Annotated in this window: 12 protein-coding genes; 2 read left to right on the forward strand and 10 right to left on the reverse strand. The window is 58.7% G+C overall.

Annotation, left to right across the window (positions count from 1 at the left end):
* Positions 1–6: 6 nt before the first annotated feature.
* The 3 genes from argE to FHT86_RS20710 all read right to left on the reverse strand — a co-directional run bounded on the left by argE (position 7) and on the right by FHT86_RS20710 (position 5,060).
* Complete coding sequence (argE, locus tag FHT86_RS20700; RefSeq protein ID WP_133709363.1) at positions 7–1,158, reverse strand: acetylornithine deacetylase; 1,152 nt, start codon at positions 1,156–1,158, stop codon at positions 7–9.
* Positions 1,158–2,717, reverse strand: a complete 1,560-nt coding sequence (locus FHT86_RS20705; RefSeq protein WP_166656887.1) for an ABC transporter substrate-binding protein — start codon at positions 2,715–2,717, stop codon at positions 1,158–1,160. Before FHT86_RS20705 ends, argE begins: the two co-directional genes overlap by 1 nt.
* A 372-nt stretch (positions 2,718–3,089) precedes the next feature.
* Positions 3,090–5,060, reverse strand: a complete 1,971-nt coding sequence (locus FHT86_RS20710; protein ID WP_133709365.1) for an ATP-binding protein — start codon at positions 5,058–5,060, stop codon at positions 3,090–3,092.
* Positions 5,061–5,869: 809 nt separating this feature from the next.
* On the opposite strand from FHT86_RS20710, the gene FHT86_RS20715 reads away from it, so the two are divergent.
* Positions 5,870–6,184: a hypothetical protein gene (locus FHT86_RS20715; protein ID WP_133709367.1), complete on the forward strand. Its 315-nt coding sequence runs from the start codon at positions 5,870–5,872 to the stop codon at positions 6,182–6,184.
* Positions 6,185–6,671: 487 nt separating this feature from the next.
* On the opposite strand, the gene FHT86_RS20720 is transcribed toward FHT86_RS20715, so the two are convergent.
* Positions 6,672–7,307, reverse strand: a complete 636-nt coding sequence (locus FHT86_RS20720) for a response regulator transcription factor (protein ID WP_133709368.1) — start codon at positions 7,305–7,307, stop codon at positions 6,672–6,674.
* Between the two features lie 451 nt (positions 7,308–7,758).
* On the opposite strand from FHT86_RS20720, the gene FHT86_RS20725 reads away from it, so the two are divergent.
* Positions 7,759–8,163, forward strand: coding sequence for a response regulator transcription factor (locus tag FHT86_RS20725; RefSeq protein WP_133709369.1), 405 nt, complete (start codon positions 7,759–7,761; stop codon positions 8,161–8,163).
* Between the two features lie 109 nt (positions 8,164–8,272).
* Here the strand turns inward: FHT86_RS20725 and FHT86_RS20730 are convergent, their stop codons facing one another.
* The 6 genes from FHT86_RS20730 to FHT86_RS20755 form a co-directional block, all read right to left on the reverse strand.
* On the reverse strand, positions 8,273–8,884 hold the full coding sequence (locus FHT86_RS20730; protein ID WP_133709847.1) for a TIGR00730 family Rossman fold protein: 612 nt from the start codon (positions 8,882–8,884) through the stop codon (positions 8,273–8,275).
* A 198-nt stretch (positions 8,885–9,082) separates the two neighbouring features.
* Positions 9,083–10,156 carry an ABC transporter ATP-binding protein gene (locus tag FHT86_RS20735; protein ID WP_133709370.1) on the reverse strand — a complete coding sequence of 358 codons (1,074 nt, stop codon included), beginning with the start codon at positions 10,154–10,156 and terminating at the stop codon, positions 9,083–9,085.
* Positions 10,157–10,184: 28 nt separating this feature from the next.
* Positions 10,185–12,296, reverse strand: coding sequence for an ADP-ribosylglycohydrolase family protein (locus tag FHT86_RS20740; protein WP_133709371.1), 2,112 nt, complete (start codon positions 12,294–12,296; stop codon positions 10,185–10,187).
* A 32-nt stretch (positions 12,297–12,328) separates the two neighbouring features.
* Positions 12,329–13,162: a carbohydrate ABC transporter permease gene (locus tag FHT86_RS20745; protein WP_133709372.1), complete on the reverse strand. Its 834-nt coding sequence runs from the start codon at positions 13,160–13,162 to the stop codon at positions 12,329–12,331.
* Positions 13,159–14,004 (reverse strand): carbohydrate ABC transporter permease, encoded by an 846-nt coding sequence (locus tag FHT86_RS20750; protein WP_133709373.1) that lies wholly within the window; start codon positions 14,002–14,004, stop codon positions 13,159–13,161. The genes FHT86_RS20745 and FHT86_RS20750 overlap by 4 nt, the downstream gene beginning before the upstream one ends.
* A gap of 52 nt (positions 14,005–14,056) precedes the next feature.
* Positions 14,057–15,376 (reverse strand): ABC transporter substrate-binding protein, encoded by a 1,320-nt coding sequence (locus tag FHT86_RS20755; protein ID WP_133709374.1) that lies wholly within the window; start codon positions 15,374–15,376, stop codon positions 14,057–14,059.
* Positions 15,377–15,383 lie beyond the last annotated feature (7 nt).

Consider the following 15,383-nt stretch of genomic DNA (forward strand, 5'->3'; position numbering starts at 1 on the left):
ACCCCCTCAGCAGCAGCTATCACCAAGTTTGTCGAGGAAGGCGACGCAACGTTCAAGCTCCGCGACGGCGATCGATTCATCCGGTTGATGCGCGTCGGCGATATCGCCGGGGCCGATGACCACCGACGGTACACCCGCGTTCTGGAAGATACCGGCCTCGGTTCCGTAGGGAACGTAACGCGGTTCCGACCGGCCGAGGAGCGAAAGCAGTTCCGCGTCGAGCGCGGCGTTGCCGTTCGGCCTCAGCCCCGGTATGCGCGATTGCACCTCGAAACTGATGCCGCACGCGGGATCGACGGCCTTCATCGCAGGCTCAAGCGACGCGGCAAAGCGCTTCATCCGCTCGAGAACGACCATGTCGCTCTCGCCGGGGATGATGCGCATCTCCCAGAAGAAATCGCAGCTCTCGGAGACGATGTTGCCGTGCAGGCCCCCCTTGATGAGGTTCACCTGGATGGTGGAATAGGGCGGGTCGAGGCCCTCGAACTGCGGACCGTTTCGCATGTCCTCGCGGATACGGTTGATCTCCGAAATCACCTCGGCTGCGACCATGACGGCATTGACGTAACGGTCAGGCTGCGATGAGTGGCCGGGCTTGCCTTTGACGCGCGCCCAGCCAATCAATCCGCCCTTGTGTGCGGATATCAGGTCCATGCTGGTCGCTTCGCCGATCACTGCCAGCCGTGGCTTCAATCCGCTGGCCCCGACCCATTCCGCCATCGAGCCCACGCCGGTGCAGCCGACTTCCTCGTCATAGGAAAAGGCCAGGTGAATCGGTTTTTTCAGCGGCTTGGCGGCGATGACCGGGGCGGCTGCAAGACAGCAGGCCAGAAAGCCTTTCATGTCCGTCGCGCCGCGGCCGATCACCCGATCGGCTTTTTCCCGCAGGACCCACGGATCGGCAGTCCAGGCCTGGCCTTCCGTCGGCACGACATCCGTGTGGCCGCTGAAGACGATGCCGCCGGGTTCTTCCGGTCCAATGCTAACGAAAAGATTGGCCTTGTCGCCTTCTGGGTTGGCAAATCGGCGGACACGTCCGCCGAAGGGAGCAGTCTGTGTTTCGACATAATCGAGCAGGGCCAGATTGGAAACCGCACTCACGGTCGGAAACGAAACCAGTTTCGCAAGCTGGCTGGTGATATCGGTAGCGACAGTCATTACTTCACCGTGAAATAGCGTAGCGGATAGGCAAGGTCGGCGGGTTGCACGACGGTGATGTTATTCTTCACACCCCACAGGATATTGAGCTGGTGAAGTGGGATGAACGCCACGTCGGTCTTGATGATCTTCAACGCCTGCTGGATGAGGCCCTTGCGTTTCTCCTGATCCTTTTCCTTCGCGATCTCACCGATCAGGCGATCCACATCGGGATTGGAGTAGCCGCCGATGTTGAAGGCGCCGAGACCACTCTTCGGATCACGCGTGGCAGCGATCGAGGTCAGGAAAAGCTGCGCGTCATAGGTCGCCGGCGAATAGCCGAGCAGCGCCAGGCTGGTATTGTATTCGGGCGGGTTGATCTGCGTTGCCCAACGACTGGTCGCCTGCGCGCGAGGTTCGACCTTGATACCGATCTTTGCCAGCGAGCCGGCGATGGCGATGCAGGTGGCTTCGTCATTCATGAATCGGTCATTGGTGCAGTCGAGTGTGACGGCGAAGCCTTTTTCGTAGCCGGCCTCCTTCATCAGTTCCTTGGCCTTGTCCAGATCGAGTTTTACCGGTTCGCCGGTTGCCGGATCGAAGCCGTTGACCTCGCTTGCGATGGGCAGGCCATCCGGCACGGAGAAATTGCGCATGATGCGTTTCTGGATCGCGACCGGGTCGATCGAAAGCTGCATCGCCTGCCGGACCCGGACATCCCTAAAAGGATTCTTGTCCTTCTCGCTGCCGTAGATCAGGTTGTCGCGCGCTACATCCGGCTGCAAGTAGATCGTACGCAGGTCCGGTCCCGCTTGAACTCGAAGTCCGTCGGTCTTCCCGACCCGATCGGCATCCTGCGGCGGGAGGCCGTCGATCATGTCGACTTCGCCGGAAATTAGCGCCGAAACGCGGGTCGAGGGATTGGGAATGACGAAGAAGGTGGCATTATCGACATTGCCGCTTCTTTTGTCCCACCAACTCGGGTTGGCTGCAAAAACAGTCTTGACGCCGGGATCGCGCTCTTTGATGACATAGGGTCCGGTGCCATTGGTGTTGCGATTGGCGAAGGTCTCCGTGGTGTTGTTGGCGCTTCCCGGTTGCACCGCGCCGTTCGCCTCGGCCCATTTCTTATCCATGATCAGCCAGTTGACGATTTCGTTCGGCAGGATCGGATCGGTGGTGACGGTCTTCAGGCGGATTTTGTAATCGTCGACCTTTTCGATCGAAGCGATGGAGGCGAGGTTGGCCTTGACGCCGCCGGCCTTGGCGCGTGTGAACGAGAAGACCACGTCATCCGCTTTGAAGTCATCGCCATTGGAAAATTTTACGCCTTGGCGAAGCGTGAACTCCCAGGTCGTGTCGTCGACCTGGGACCACGCCGTTGCAAGCGCCGGCTGCAGCGAAAGATCCGGGCCGCGGCGCACCAGCGGCTCGTAAACGTTGCTCAGCACTGCGAAAATCAGGGTGTTGGAGACGGCGTGGGGATCAAGCGTATAGGCATCGAGAGGCCCCGCAAACTTAAAATCGGCAGCTTGCGCACCGCCTGCGATGGTGGCGAAGGCAACGCCGGTGACGAGCAATTTTCTTCGGATGTTATGAAACGCCCGGGATATCCGAGTGCTGAAGGCTTCGCGCTGGGAGGTGAGCCGCCGGATTTCCGCAGGGGAATAGAAAAAATATTTTAAATCTAAAATATATTTGTACGCAGATATCTCTGGAGTCACTTCCATATTTTTCATTCCCTTTGATTTTTTTGATTTTTCCGCCCAGTCGTTAAGCGATGGGGAAAGATTAGGCATGATCACGCAATATGCAAGAGTTTTTAGCGATCCAGCTTCGCTCGTTGACTTCGCATCAGTCACGGCAATTGCGGGGAGGGCGCGGGCGCAATTTCAGCAGGGACATCCGCCGTCGCCGAGAACGGGCTTGGTTCGCTTACTGGATCTGCACTTTCACGCCACGGGTAGCGCTGGCGGCAGGTCTGCTTGCTCGGCAGGCGAAGCCTCGTCCCGTTCCGGAGGTAGCGTGAATTGAAAGGTGGCACCTCGAGATTCATTGGCGGATCCCCACAACCGCCCCCCGTGCGCCTCGATGATCGATCGACAGATGGCTAGGCCCATGCCCAGGCCGTCGGACTTGGTCGTGTAGAAGGCCTCAAACAGGCGGTCCACGCTGTTCGGATCCAGCCCCTGGCCCGAATCGTGCACGCTGACGAGCACGCCGCCAGCGGCAGCATCCGTCTCGGTGCTGATTCGGAGCTCCCGGGGGCCCTCGTCGACGGCGCTCATGGCTTCGACCGCATTGAGGACGAGATTGAGGATCACCTGCTGGAGCTGGACGCGATCGCCTTCCACCGACAACGGGCCGGTCGCGAGCTTGATCTGCGGCGAGACGCCATATTTCAGAACTTCGCTGCGGGTCATGGCCATGACGTCGAGGATGGCTTCGTTGAGGTCGAACCTGTCCCTACGTGGCGGGCCTCTCTTGATGAGTGCACGGATCCGGCCGATGACGTCGCTGGCACGCCCCGCGTTCTCGATGATGCGGGCTAGTGCCTGGCGAACCTCCTCCAGATCGGGCGGTTGCGCTCCCAGCCAGCGCAGGGCGGCGGCGGCGTTGGTGCCCGCCGCGGCGATAGGCTGGTTCACCTCGTGTGCGATCGAGGCCGTCATCTGTCCCATGGTCGTTACGCGATTGACATGGGCGAGCTCCATTTGCGTGTCACGCAAGGCTTCAGCGGCGCGCTTGCGCTCCGTGATGTCCACAATGGTCACCAGCACGCTCTCGAGCTTGGTGGACTGAGGGAACATGATCGTGAAAAGCACCGAGAGCGTCTCTCCCTTGAGAGTTTGAATGGTTGTCTCTGCTGCAAAAGAAGATCGCTCTTCCGCAACCGCGAGCAACTCGCCGGCAAAAACATCGAGCGCGTCCGGCGTAAATATGGCGCGCAGTGAGCCAACGAGCTCGCCCTTGCTCCGCGCCGCTAACAGCTTGACCGTTGCATCGTTTACATCGACGATCTTAACCATCGGGATGGCATGCAGGACAAACTCCGGATGGGCGGCGAAATACGCGCGGAAGTCTCGAACACCCTGTGCCTTCAGCTCATCGATGGTCGCCTTGACCTGAGAGAAGTCCTCTTCCCAGATCGACACGCCTGCGGTCTCGAAGATGTTTCGATATCGCGTCTCGCTCTCCCGCAGCGCCTCTTCCGCCCGCTTGCGTTCGGTGATGTCGTTGTTGGTCTCCAAGATCGCAATGGCACGGCCTCGTGTGTCCTGTTGCACAGCCCACCGGCTCGCCACCGTCGCCTGCGTCCCGTTTTTTCTCGTGTGGACGAGTTCGCCTTCCCAGCGGCCGATGCGGAGCAACTCTGCCCTGATCTCCTCGAGCGGCATGGGGAAGATCGTCCGCATCAGTTGATGAGACATCTTGCCGACAGCTTCCGTTTTTCTCCACCCGTACAGCTCCTCGGCGCCGCGGTTCCAGTAGAGGATGATGTCGGTCATGTCGCGCACGAAGATCGTGTCGTGGGTGAGGTTAAGCAGTCCGGCCTGCTCGCGCAGAACCATTTCTCGCGACTGGTTCTGCACCGCGAGGAAGGCCGTCATGCCGATGACTGCCACGCTGAGAAGAAGGTTCGGAAGGGCAGCACCCGGTGGTTCACCATATTGCGACAAAAAATAGCTCAGCACCAAAAGCGCCAAGCATCCCAAGGATGCGAGAATGATCCCACGCTTCGGAAGAAACCTGGCAGCCAGGAGGACAACGCCGACGTACAGTATAGCGACAACCACCTCTGCGGTGGTAATTGTGTCAAGAATGAACACGCCGATCGCAATTGCAGCGCAAACGACCGGAAAGACGCGCGACGGGACGATGGTCGACGAAGTTACATCTTCTTGGTTCTGCTCGGTCTGCATGTCACGCCTCGCTAGGAACCTGTCGGTCGGCCCAGTATCGTAACGTTTCTAATTGCTAATTTAGCAAGATATAAATCTCAGTTCCAGAGCGATGGAGTGCAAGCCGCCGCCTCGCACTGCGATCATCCATTCGCACAATGATGGTTCGGTCCAAATACCCCGTGTGGTACCTGTCGCTTTTGCTTCACAGTGCAGCACGAAGCAAATAGACCTACGTATAAGTCATCTCCTCCTCTTTGGTATCCGATCCGTCCTCCCGGCCAATAGTCACGTCGGGCGGCGTACTGCTATGGTCCAAGTGTATCCTCCCGCGTGACGGTTCCCCACAAGTGGCCGCCGAATGGGTCAACAAACCGCTCAACACGACGAGAGCTAAAACCGCTTGAAACGGCGGAGACATTTTAACAGCGGCCGAAACCTGATCGAGAGAAAGCTTCGAAATCGAAGCCTTCTCTACTCACCGTCGAGGTACGGATCATGAGTAAGCTAGCAGTTATTCTTTTTGCAGCCGTGACCGCTGCTCCGGCGGCGGCACATGATGCGACGCCAACAGCAGCACAGCCGAACGGATGGACATACCCATTGTCGTGCTGCAGCGGATTTGATTGCCACGAAATCCGCGACCGAGCTGTTCTAGAAGACTCTCGTGGCTATGTCATCAAGCTCACTGGAGAGCTCATTACATCACGAGATAGTCGCATCAAGACCAGCCCGGACGGGCGGTTTCATCAATGCACCGTGGCAGGCGAGCCTGCCGGCCGCACCATTTGCCTCTTTGTTCCTCCCCGCTCTTTCTAAGGATTATGATCATGATACCGCAAGTCAATCGCATCGAAGCCAATTTGATCCCGCTGAGGCTCTTCTCCCGACGCGTGACGATGATGCCGCCAGACTACCAATCAGCGCCGATTATTGGTGCTGAGGTACATTTGATGATGTTTTCCATCATGCCGCGCCGATCAATCGTGCCTCTTGCAGGTGATGTACTGCATGCCCGGGCTTCTGCGTTTACTCTCTATGCCACAGGGACGCTATTCGGTCTTTTCTGCTACTCACTCGCGCTTGACCGACTTGTAAAGGCAATTGAGGAGCAGTCTCCTCCAATCGATGTGGTTGTGCACTAGAACGTCGTCGATGTTGACCCACGCCCCCAGCTCGTAAAAGCTGCGTCCTTGCCGATGATGCTTGAGGGGGACGAAAATTGACCTGCGGGAGACCGAGGTCGGTCATTTCAAACAATCCAAAAACCAGCCGATGCGTTTCGCCAGCGATCATGACGGTGGTTGGCTCAGCCCTGGGACTGTCCAAACTCTCGCGCCGTCCTTGCCATCTCGTTGCCGCGATGAAGCCGGTAGTAGCCATTCCCTTTTCCGGACCAACTTCCTGATCTTGTCTCGTCTGTAGTCGTGCGGTCGCTCCAACGGGCAGCAAAAAAGCCCCTCCTGGCGGCAGGAGGGGCTTGAGGCAGGGGCCGGTTTTGGTTGGGGGGACGGCCCCGCGGGAAAAAGCATCCCAACCATAACAGTAAGCTCCCCGACCTGACTATTGGCCACGAGGAAGGATCGGTTACCAGGGAGGAGGGGATGACTTATACGCGGGTCTAATGCTGACCTAAGCGCCTAGCGGCTTTCCTAGCGCGAGCTCCAGCTTGTCGGTCATGCGGGCGAGTTCGGTCAAGGACTTGGCACGCATCTTCTGCATGACCTGGCCGCGGTGAACTTTCACGGTAACTTCGCTCACCCCCAGATCGGCGGCGATCTGCTTATTCAGCCGTCCGGTGACCACCAAAGCCATCACCTCTCGCTCCCGCTGGGTCAGGCTGTCGAACCTTGCGCGCAACGTTGCCAACGCCTTTTCATTCTCAAGCCACAAGCGGTCGCGCGCCAAGCCGACATGAACGGCATCGAGCAAATCCTGGTCGCGGAACGGCTTGGTCAGGAATTCGATCGCGCCCCCTTTCATCGCTTGGACGGACATGGGAATGTCGCCATGTCCGGTGACGAAGACAATCGGGAGCTGAATATTTCCCCGCGACAACTCTCGCTGAAAATCAAGACCACTTTGTCCCGGCAGCCGGACATCGAGCACGAGGCAAGTCGGGGTGTCGGGCCGTCCAGACTTGAGGAAGTCGCCCACCGAAGCGAGAAGAATCACGTCAAAGCCAACGGATCGCAGCAGGCTGCCTAGCGCTTCGCGGATCGCTGGATCATCATCGATGACGATAATTTTTGCTGGCGCCTCGGTCATCGTTAGCGCCTTCCAAGACAAATCGGCTCTTGCGGACGCGCCCTGTCCGGACCTTCCGCAGTAGTAGGTCCGGGCGCAACCCCGCCAGCGGAGCGCATATGTCGCGGTGAGAACACTTCCCTGTCTCCTTCGCCAGTTCTGAAACTAAGCTTCGTCGCATATAAGAATGCGCGCGAATTAAATCAGCCACAAGGCCATCAGGCTATTCGTAGGAGCGCTGCTGTCGTTCGCTCTGCCAAGCCTAAGTGCCGGTAATCGCTGCCATTGCCTTTGATGAGAATAAGCGACCCGCACATGCTACCACTCGTGGCGGCCGCCGCACGTCTTAGACAACCTATACCATCGTATAGCTTCCGATGCCTTTGTCGCCCTTGCATGCGGATGTATCTTATCTCTCGCACCACAACGACAGAATTGTGCGAAACGCCTGTAGCGAATGATGGAGACAGCAGTGCAAACCAAGAAGCCTCTGATTGCAATCGTCGATGACGACGAATCGATGCGTGAGGCTATCAAAGGGCTCATGAGGTCGCTTGGATTTGATGCCGAAACTTTTTCATCTGCGGAAGATTACTTGGGGTTTCCGCTTCTGCGCAGTACCACGTGCCTAGTGACGGACATCCATATGCCCGGAATGAGCGGGCTTGATCTGCACCGGCGTCTCGTCGCATTAGGCACGAGTATCCCGACTGTTCTCATCACCGCCTTTCCAGGCGAGGAAGCGCGCACGCGAGGGCTGGGCGCGGACATTATCTGCTCCCTGACAAAGCCATTTAGAGAACAGGATCTGGTTGATTGCATTCTTTCTGCGGTTGCTCGCGGGAGCGACGGCCAAAGTGGTAAAGCAGGGATCTAAAATAAGTCATCCCAGGGGCGGCAATCCAGCTATGATCTTGTCCATCGTCAAAGGATAGTGAGGCGCCCACTCAAGGCTAGGGTTGAAGCGGCGACAGTTCGCGATACCGCTACATTTTGTCGATGACAGAGGGAATTTCGTTGCCAGACGTATCAATTTCTTCGGCGGCCGCGACAATGGCCGGAATGATCGCCTCGACGCGATCAACTACAATGGGCTGCATCAGATGGCCGCTGTGAATGAAACCTGCACGGCGCAAATGATCGAGCATGCCAAGCATAGGGTCCCAAAAGCCATTGATGTTGGCGAACACCATCGGCTTGCGGTGTTGGCCGAGTTGGCCCCACGTCATGATCTCAACAATCTCTTCCACGGTGCCAATACCGCCCGGCAAGGCCACGAAAGCGTCCGAGCGTTCAAACATCTTGTGCTTGCGCTCGTGCATGGTCTCTGTGATCGTTACATCGTTGAACTTGGTCAGCGCGGCCTTGGTCGTTTCCCGATTGATAAGAAAGCTCGGAATGATCGCACCGACCTCGCCGCCAGCACTCAATGTTCCATGAGCGACAGCACCCATGACGCCGGTGGTTCCGCCGCCATAGATCAACCTCAGTCCAGCGGCTGCCAGGGCAGATCCCAACCGCTCACCTGCCTCGACATAAGCGGCGTCGTTACCAGGGGAAGATCCACAATAGACGCAGATTGCACGAATCTCATTCATGGGCGCAGTTAAATGACATGCGCCCACCTCGCGTCAAGGCCCTTTAGAGAACGGCGGCAACTTGCGCTCGAGAGGTTACATCAGTTCAGAGCGGGAAGCCCAACACTCTAATCGCAGCCACCGTTATCTTCCGTCTCAATCAATGAGTGCTGATCTTAGCTTGGATGTTCTGGCTGGATGTCTGCAGGCATCACTGGATCAAGCACGTAGGCGCAGCCCATTTTTGTCGAACAGGCACACACGATCCACCTGCGGCGTCAGCCATATGGTTTCGTCAGGTTGAACGTTGATCCGATCGCGAAAGAGCGCAACGATGGTCTGATCGCCGACCGACATCGTCACCTGAATTTCCGAGCCGAGCGGCTCGACGACGATGACTTTCGCGGCGATACCGTTTCCCGGTTGTGCAACGCCGAGATATTCGGGCCGAACGCCGTAAATTTCGGCAGTATCAGGCAGCGGGCCGGCACCGGAGGGTATCGGCAGCGTTGCATCCGTGCCGAGCCGGAAGACCGGCGCGCCATTCAACACGTCCAACCTGCCTTTCAGCAAATTCATCGAAGGCGAACCGATGAAGCCGGCGACGAAGACGCTGCCGGGGTTGTCATAGAGTTCGAGCGGCGCGCCGATCTGCTCGATCCGGCCCTCATTCATCACGACGATCCGGTCGGCCATGGTCATTGCCTCGACCTGATCGTGCGTGACATAGATCGTCGTGGTCGTCAGGCGCCGGTGCAGGCTCTTGATCTCCCCTCGCATTGCCACCCGCAGCTTGGCGTCGAGATTGCTGAGCGGTTCATCGAACAGGAAAACCTGCGGATCGCGCACGATCGACCGTCCCATCGCCACACGCTGGCGCTGGCCACCGGAGAGCTGCCGCGGATAGCGGTCGAGCAGAGGCGTCAGCCCGAGAATTTGCGCGGCTTCGGAGACGCGCTTCTGCTTTTCCGCCTTCGGCGCATTGGCCAGCGTCAGCGAAAAAGCCATGTTCTCGGAAACGGTCATATGCGGATAGAGCGCGTAGTTCTGGAAGACCATGGAGATGTCGCGCTCCTTCGGGGGCAGGTTGTTGACGACCCGCCCGCCGATGCTGATGGTGCCGTCGGTGATGTCCTCAAGACCTGCGATCATCCGAAGCAGTGTGGATTTTCCGCAGCCGGACGGACCGACGAGCACGACGAACTCGCCGTCGGCAATGTCGACCGAAACTCCGTGCAGCACCTCAACGGCGCCATAGGCCTTGCGTGCCTTATCGATCGTGACTGTCGCCATGGTCAGTTTCCTTCCCGGTCACAGGCAGTCATTGGACGGCCCCCACGCGGATTTCGTTGGAGGAAAGGGCACCTTCGTGCACCAGAAGCCCGATGCCGCCGTCGCTGAACGCTTCAGGACCGTTATCCGTGGCCGAGATCGAGACGCCGTCAGCCTCGAAGACGATCTTGTCGTCCTTGGCGATGACGCGCATCGAGATCGGCTTTTCGAACTCGGTCTTGAAGGCCGCTTCAGCCAAGACATGGATGTCGTCGTCCCTGACGCGGACGATCTGCATCTTGCCGTCGCGGGTGACGCGCGCTCCATAGTAGCGCCGAAGGCCCTGGGCGCGGACGGCGAGGCCGCCGTAATTGCCGAGATGCAGCATGACAATCCCCGAAGCCTGATAATCCTTCCACTGGCGCGTACCGTGGATGATGATGCCTTCGCCGCGGTTTTGTGCAATCCGGAAGGCCTGGGGAAACCGCTTGGAGAAGAAGCTTGCGCCGTTGACCCAGGACATACGCCAGAAATCGCCGTCGCCTTGCGGCCGGCGCAGCGTCAAAGCGGGTGTGCCGTCCCAGCGAAGATGATCGACCAACAACCTGCCATCGGCGCGTTTACCCGTGCTTGAAATGGCCAGCCCAAGTTCGGCGATCGGCTGCCCGCCGGTATCCGGCAGTTGCCATTCGAGCACTGCCTGTTCGCCCGGACCGACTTTCTTCGGTTCGCTCTCCACATCGCGCATCTGGTCGTGTTCGTCATAGACGCGAGCGCGCAGCCGGACCTCGATGGCGCCGCGGTTTGCGGTGTCCGCGATGATCCGGGCTCCCACCACCTGTCCGGGATAGACCAGCGGTGTCGCCATCAGATCGTAGGTCCGCATGTTCAGCATCTCGCGTGGCGAGAAGGTCGGGCTGGTGACGGCGGCGACCTGGCCCGGGCCAAGCGCCTCGTAGTCGATCGCAAGCGCGCGGCTGCCCTCGAATTCGACATTGCCGACGCGCATGGCCTTGCTGACATCGAGCCCGGTCTGCGGGCGGAATCCCTGCTGGCTGCCGGGCAGCGAGAAGTGGAACTGCGCGCCGCTCTTGGGAGGATCGAGTCTCTGTCCGCCGGCGAGTTCAAGGCCGAGATTAGCGAGATAGTAGGCCTGGCGCACCGCATCATTGATCGAGTTGCCGCCATCGGCGGAAGAGATCAGCATGCGGTCGGCGATCGGTCCGCGCCAGTCGGGGCCTTCTTCCAGCCCTTCGAGGCCGTTCATGATGCCCAACAGGCAGCCGACGTTGCCGGCATTGCAGTCCGTGTCCCAGCCGGATGTGTTGACGATCATCTGCGCCTTCTGGAAGTCATGGGGCGCATAAAGCACGGCCATCACCATCAGCGCGTGGTTGGGCACGACATGGCAGTTGCCGGGATATTTGTCGTAGCCGTAGTGGTCCTCGATCTTCTGGCGGGTATCGCGCCAGTCCGGATTGGTCTTGTGCCATGCGCGGACATCGGCAATCAGCTTCGCGATCAGGCTGTTGCGCGGGATCTGCGCGAGACCGGTGTCGAGCAGGTGATCGATATCCGATGATCCGAAGGCTTCAGCCTCCATCGCCGCCCAAAGCATCGCGGCATAAACGGATTCGCCGTCATGACTGACTTTGCCGGCTTGTTCGGCAAGTTTGGCCGCAAGTTCGGGCTGGCGCGGCGCGACCATGGCCCAGCCGTCGATGAAGATCTGCGCGCCGATCTGCTCGGCGACTGCCTGGCCGTTGGTGGCAATCGACCCCGAAGCTGGCGCCGCAACGCCCTTCTTGAGGTTCAACCAGGCAGTATGTTCAGTGGAATTGCCATTGCCGCCCCACCAGAGGATCGAACGCTCCTCGACGATATAGTTCAGCCAGGCCTTACCGATCTCTTCGGCCGCAAGGTTCGGCTTGACGCCGTAATCCTCGAGCGCACGAATGAAGGTGAATGTGCCGGCGACGTCGTCGTCGGTGACGACCAGCGGCTGGTTCAAACGCTCGTGCACGTAATATTCGATCGGGCCGAGCTCCTCCATGATCTTCCGGTAGGTCCAGCCCTCGAAAGGTCGACCGAGATAAACGCCCACAAGTTTGCCAATCACGCCGGCATAGACACGTTCGAGATAATCGTTTGGAAGCTGCATATCAGATGACTCCATATGTGATTTCAATGGGTTCAGCCCTTTACCGAACCACCGGCCATGCCCTCGATGAAGCGCTTCTGCATGAAGACGAAGAGCGCGACGACGGGAATGACGATGATGAGGGCGGCGGCCATGATCTCGCCCCAGTCGGAGCTGTACTGGCCTGAGAGGAGATAGAAGGCGATAACCGCCGTTACGTTGTCCGCCTTCTGCAGGAAGGTCGTGGCGATCAGGAATTCGTTCCAGGAATTGAGGCCGATGATCAGCGCGACGGTCAGGATGCCCGGCGAAACGATCGGCAGCATGACCTTGGAAAATACCTGCCAGGATGTGGCCCCGTCGACGATCGCCGCTTCCTCCAACTCCTTCGGTACCGCGAGGAAATAGGTCCGCAGCAACATGACGGCGAAGGGGCTGAAGAGTGCCGTATAGATCAGCGCCACGCCGAAGATATTGTTGATCAGGCCGAGCTTGGCGAAGCCGAAATAGAGCGGGAAGAGATAAAGCTGTACCGGCGCTGTGGTCGTGGCCAGAAGATAGAACGTGAAGATCTTCCAGGATTTGATCTTCTTGCGCGCCAGCACATAGGCCGTCAGCGAGGATGTGCTGCAGACCAGAACGATTGTCGTGCCGCTGACGATAAGCGAATTCACGAAGGTCTTGGAAAATTTTGCATGATTCCAGGCATTGACAAAGTTTTGCCAGCGGATCGGCTGTGGCAGACCCAGCGGGTTTTGTACGATCTGCGCTGCGGGCTTCAACGAATTAAGCAGCAGCAGTGCGATCGGGAAGAGCGCGATGAAGGCAAAGATGGCGAGCACGAGATAGGAGATCGTTAGTGTCGCCCGGCTTTCGACCAGTCTCATTGTTCGCCCTCCCGCGTCTGGATGCGAACATAGAAGAAGGTGCCGACCAGCCCGAAAATGCTGATGACCAGCGCTGCGGCCGCGGCCTGTCCGACATTAAGGTCGTAAAAGGCATGGCGATAGGCGAGCGTCGAGAGCACTTCGCTCGAGTAGGCTGGGCCGCCCTGCGTCAGGATGTAGACGAAATCGAAGGCAAGGAATGACCAGATGACCGTCATGATCATTAGGAGGGTGATCGTTGGCCGGATGCCGGGCAGCAGCACGTAACGCATCATCTGGAAATAGGTGGCGCCTTCCAACCGTGCTGCCTCGATCTGCTCCTGCGGAACCTGCCTGAGGGCGGCGAAGAAGATGACGCAGAGAAACCCCCACCAGTGCCAAAGGTCGACGGTGGCGACGCCGAAGAGCGAGATGGAAGGCTGGGTGAGGGGATTGGGGATCGGCAGGCCGTATTTCTTGAGGACGCCGAAAATGCCGGTCACCGGGCTGTAGATCATGCCTTGCCAGATGCGCGCCGTGATCGGCGTGGCGATGACGACAGGAAGAAAATAGACAATCTGGAGGAAGTTGCTGCCGCGGCGTGCAATCAGCAGCATGGAGGCCGCAAGCAGGCCCATGGCGATCGGCACCGTCAGGAAGATGAGCGTCCAAATGATGTTGTTGCCGAGCGCAGACCAGAACACACCGTCCGCCGCCAGTGCCCTGAAATTGTCGAGGCCGGCAAAAGTTGGTGTCGAGATGCCGTCCCAATTGTAGAAGGCAAGCACGACTGTCAGCAGTGCCGGAACCAGCACGATGACAACATTGATGATCATCGTCGGAACGATGTAGAGCCGATGCATGGATTTTCCTCCGGGGAGGGCGGTGTATAGTCACCGCCCTTCATGTGCGTGATCAGGCGCGGGGCGGAATCGCGGGAGCTTTGCCGGCATCCTTTTCGCTCTTGAAGGTCTCATCCAGCTTCTTCAGGAAGTCGGCCGACGAGATCTTCTTGAGCCACACCTCTTCCATGCCGCTGACCAGATAGGTGTCGGTGGCCGGCGGCAGGAACGTCCAGGTCGTATAGCCATATTTTCCGGCGCTGACGGCGGCCGAAAGGTTCTTCATGACTTCGCTATAGAGCGGCAGCACGTTGTCGGAGAGCTTCACATTGGAGAGGTCTTTCAGCGGAAGGTTCCATTCGCCCTGCCAGGCCGAGTTCATCTTGCTATAGAAATCGTCCTTGAAGATGTAATCCAGCACCGCGGCTGCACCGTCCGCATTGTCCGACTTTGCATTGATCGAGAGGGTCGAGCCGATCCCGAGCGGATAGATCGGATCGCCCTTGGCGCTCGGGAAACCGACGAAGCCCGGCTCGGCGTTGTTCTGCGGGAAGTAGGTGGGAATGTTGGTGAAATTCCAGGTGCCGGTCGGCGCCATACCGGCTTGGCCGGTGGCGACCTGGGCGAAGGCCTGTTCGAGCGTCAACGAGAAATAGTTGTCGCCGAAATAACCCTTGTTCCACCACTCGGCCAGCTTGTCGATCGCCGCGACGAAGGCCGGATCGGTCCAGGGGATCGCGCCGGTCAACGCTTTATAGACATTCTCCGGCCCGGCGACGGAATTGAGAATGATCGAAACATAATGCTCGTTGGCCGGACGCCAGTCCGCATTGCCGGCGCCGAAGGGCGTTAAACCCTTAGCCTTCATTTCGTCGGCCAGAGCTTCGAATTCGGCAATGGTGGTCGGCGCTTTCCAGCCGTTGGTGTTGAACAACGTCTTGTTGTAGAACAGACCGAGCGTCTCATAGGTCTTGGCGAGTGCATATAGCTTGCCGTTATATTTTCCGAGCTCGAGGAAAAGCGGCAGCAGATTGTCGTTCCAGCCGTATTTCTTGGCATAGTCGTCGAGCGGCAGGAGCTGCCCGGCCTGGGCCATGGCAGCCACATAGCTTGGACCGGCGGTAAAGACGACGTCTGGGCCGGTACCTGCAAGCATGGCGACGCGTAGCTGCTTGTCGAGATCCGAGCCGCGGAAATCGATGCTCAGAAGATCCTCCGGATGAGCGGCGTTGAACGGATCGACCAACAGGTTTTTCAGATTGTCCTGGTTTTCCGGCGAGGCGGATTCATACCAGAACGTCAAGGGCTTCTGGTCGGCTGCGAATGCGAGGCGAGGCAGAAACGGTAGGCTAGCCAGACCGAGCCCGGCTTTCAAAACTGTACGGCGTTGCATGTTTTCC

The organism is Rhizobium sp. BK313, from assembly GCF_014193655.1.
In the GTDB taxonomy this organism is placed as follows: Bacteria; Pseudomonadota; Alphaproteobacteria; order Rhizobiales; family Rhizobiaceae; genus Rhizobium.

What these genes read in the sequence shown, in the direction of transcription:
- argE (WP_133709363.1), bottom strand. Translation starts at nt 1,158, where the DNA reads ATGACTGTCGCTACCGATATCACCAGCCAGCTTGCGAAACTGGTTTCG.
- FHT86_RS20710 (WP_133709365.1), bottom strand. Translation starts at nt 5,060, where the DNA reads ATGCAGACCGAGCAGAACCAAGAAGATGTAACTTCGTCGACCATCGTC.
- FHT86_RS20715 (WP_133709367.1), top strand. Translation starts at nt 5,870, where the DNA reads ATGATACCGCAAGTCAATCGCATCGAAGCCAATTTGATCCCGCTGAGG.
- FHT86_RS20720 (WP_133709368.1), bottom strand. Translation starts at nt 7,307, where the DNA reads ATGACCGAGGCGCCAGCAAAAATTATCGTCATCGATGATGATCCAGCG.
- FHT86_RS20730 (WP_133709847.1), bottom strand. Translation starts at nt 8,884, where the DNA reads ATGAATGAGATTCGTGCAATCTGCGTCTATTGTGGATCTTCCCCTGGT.
- FHT86_RS20735 (WP_133709370.1), bottom strand. Translation starts at nt 10,156, where the DNA reads ATGGCGACAGTCACGATCGATAAGGCACGCAAGGCCTATGGCGCCGTT.
- FHT86_RS20740 (WP_133709371.1), bottom strand. Translation starts at nt 12,296, where the DNA reads ATGCAGCTTCCAAACGATTATCTCGAACGTGTCTATGCCGGCGTGATT.
- FHT86_RS20745 (WP_133709372.1), bottom strand. Translation starts at nt 13,162, where the DNA reads ATGAGACTGGTCGAAAGCCGGGCGACACTAACGATCTCCTATCTCGTG.
- FHT86_RS20750 (WP_133709373.1), bottom strand. Translation starts at nt 14,004, where the DNA reads ATGCATCGGCTCTACATCGTTCCGACGATGATCATCAATGTTGTCATC.
- FHT86_RS20755 (WP_133709374.1), bottom strand. Translation starts at nt 15,376, where the DNA reads ATGCAACGCCGTACAGTTTTGAAAGCCGGGCTCGGTCTGGCTAGCCTA.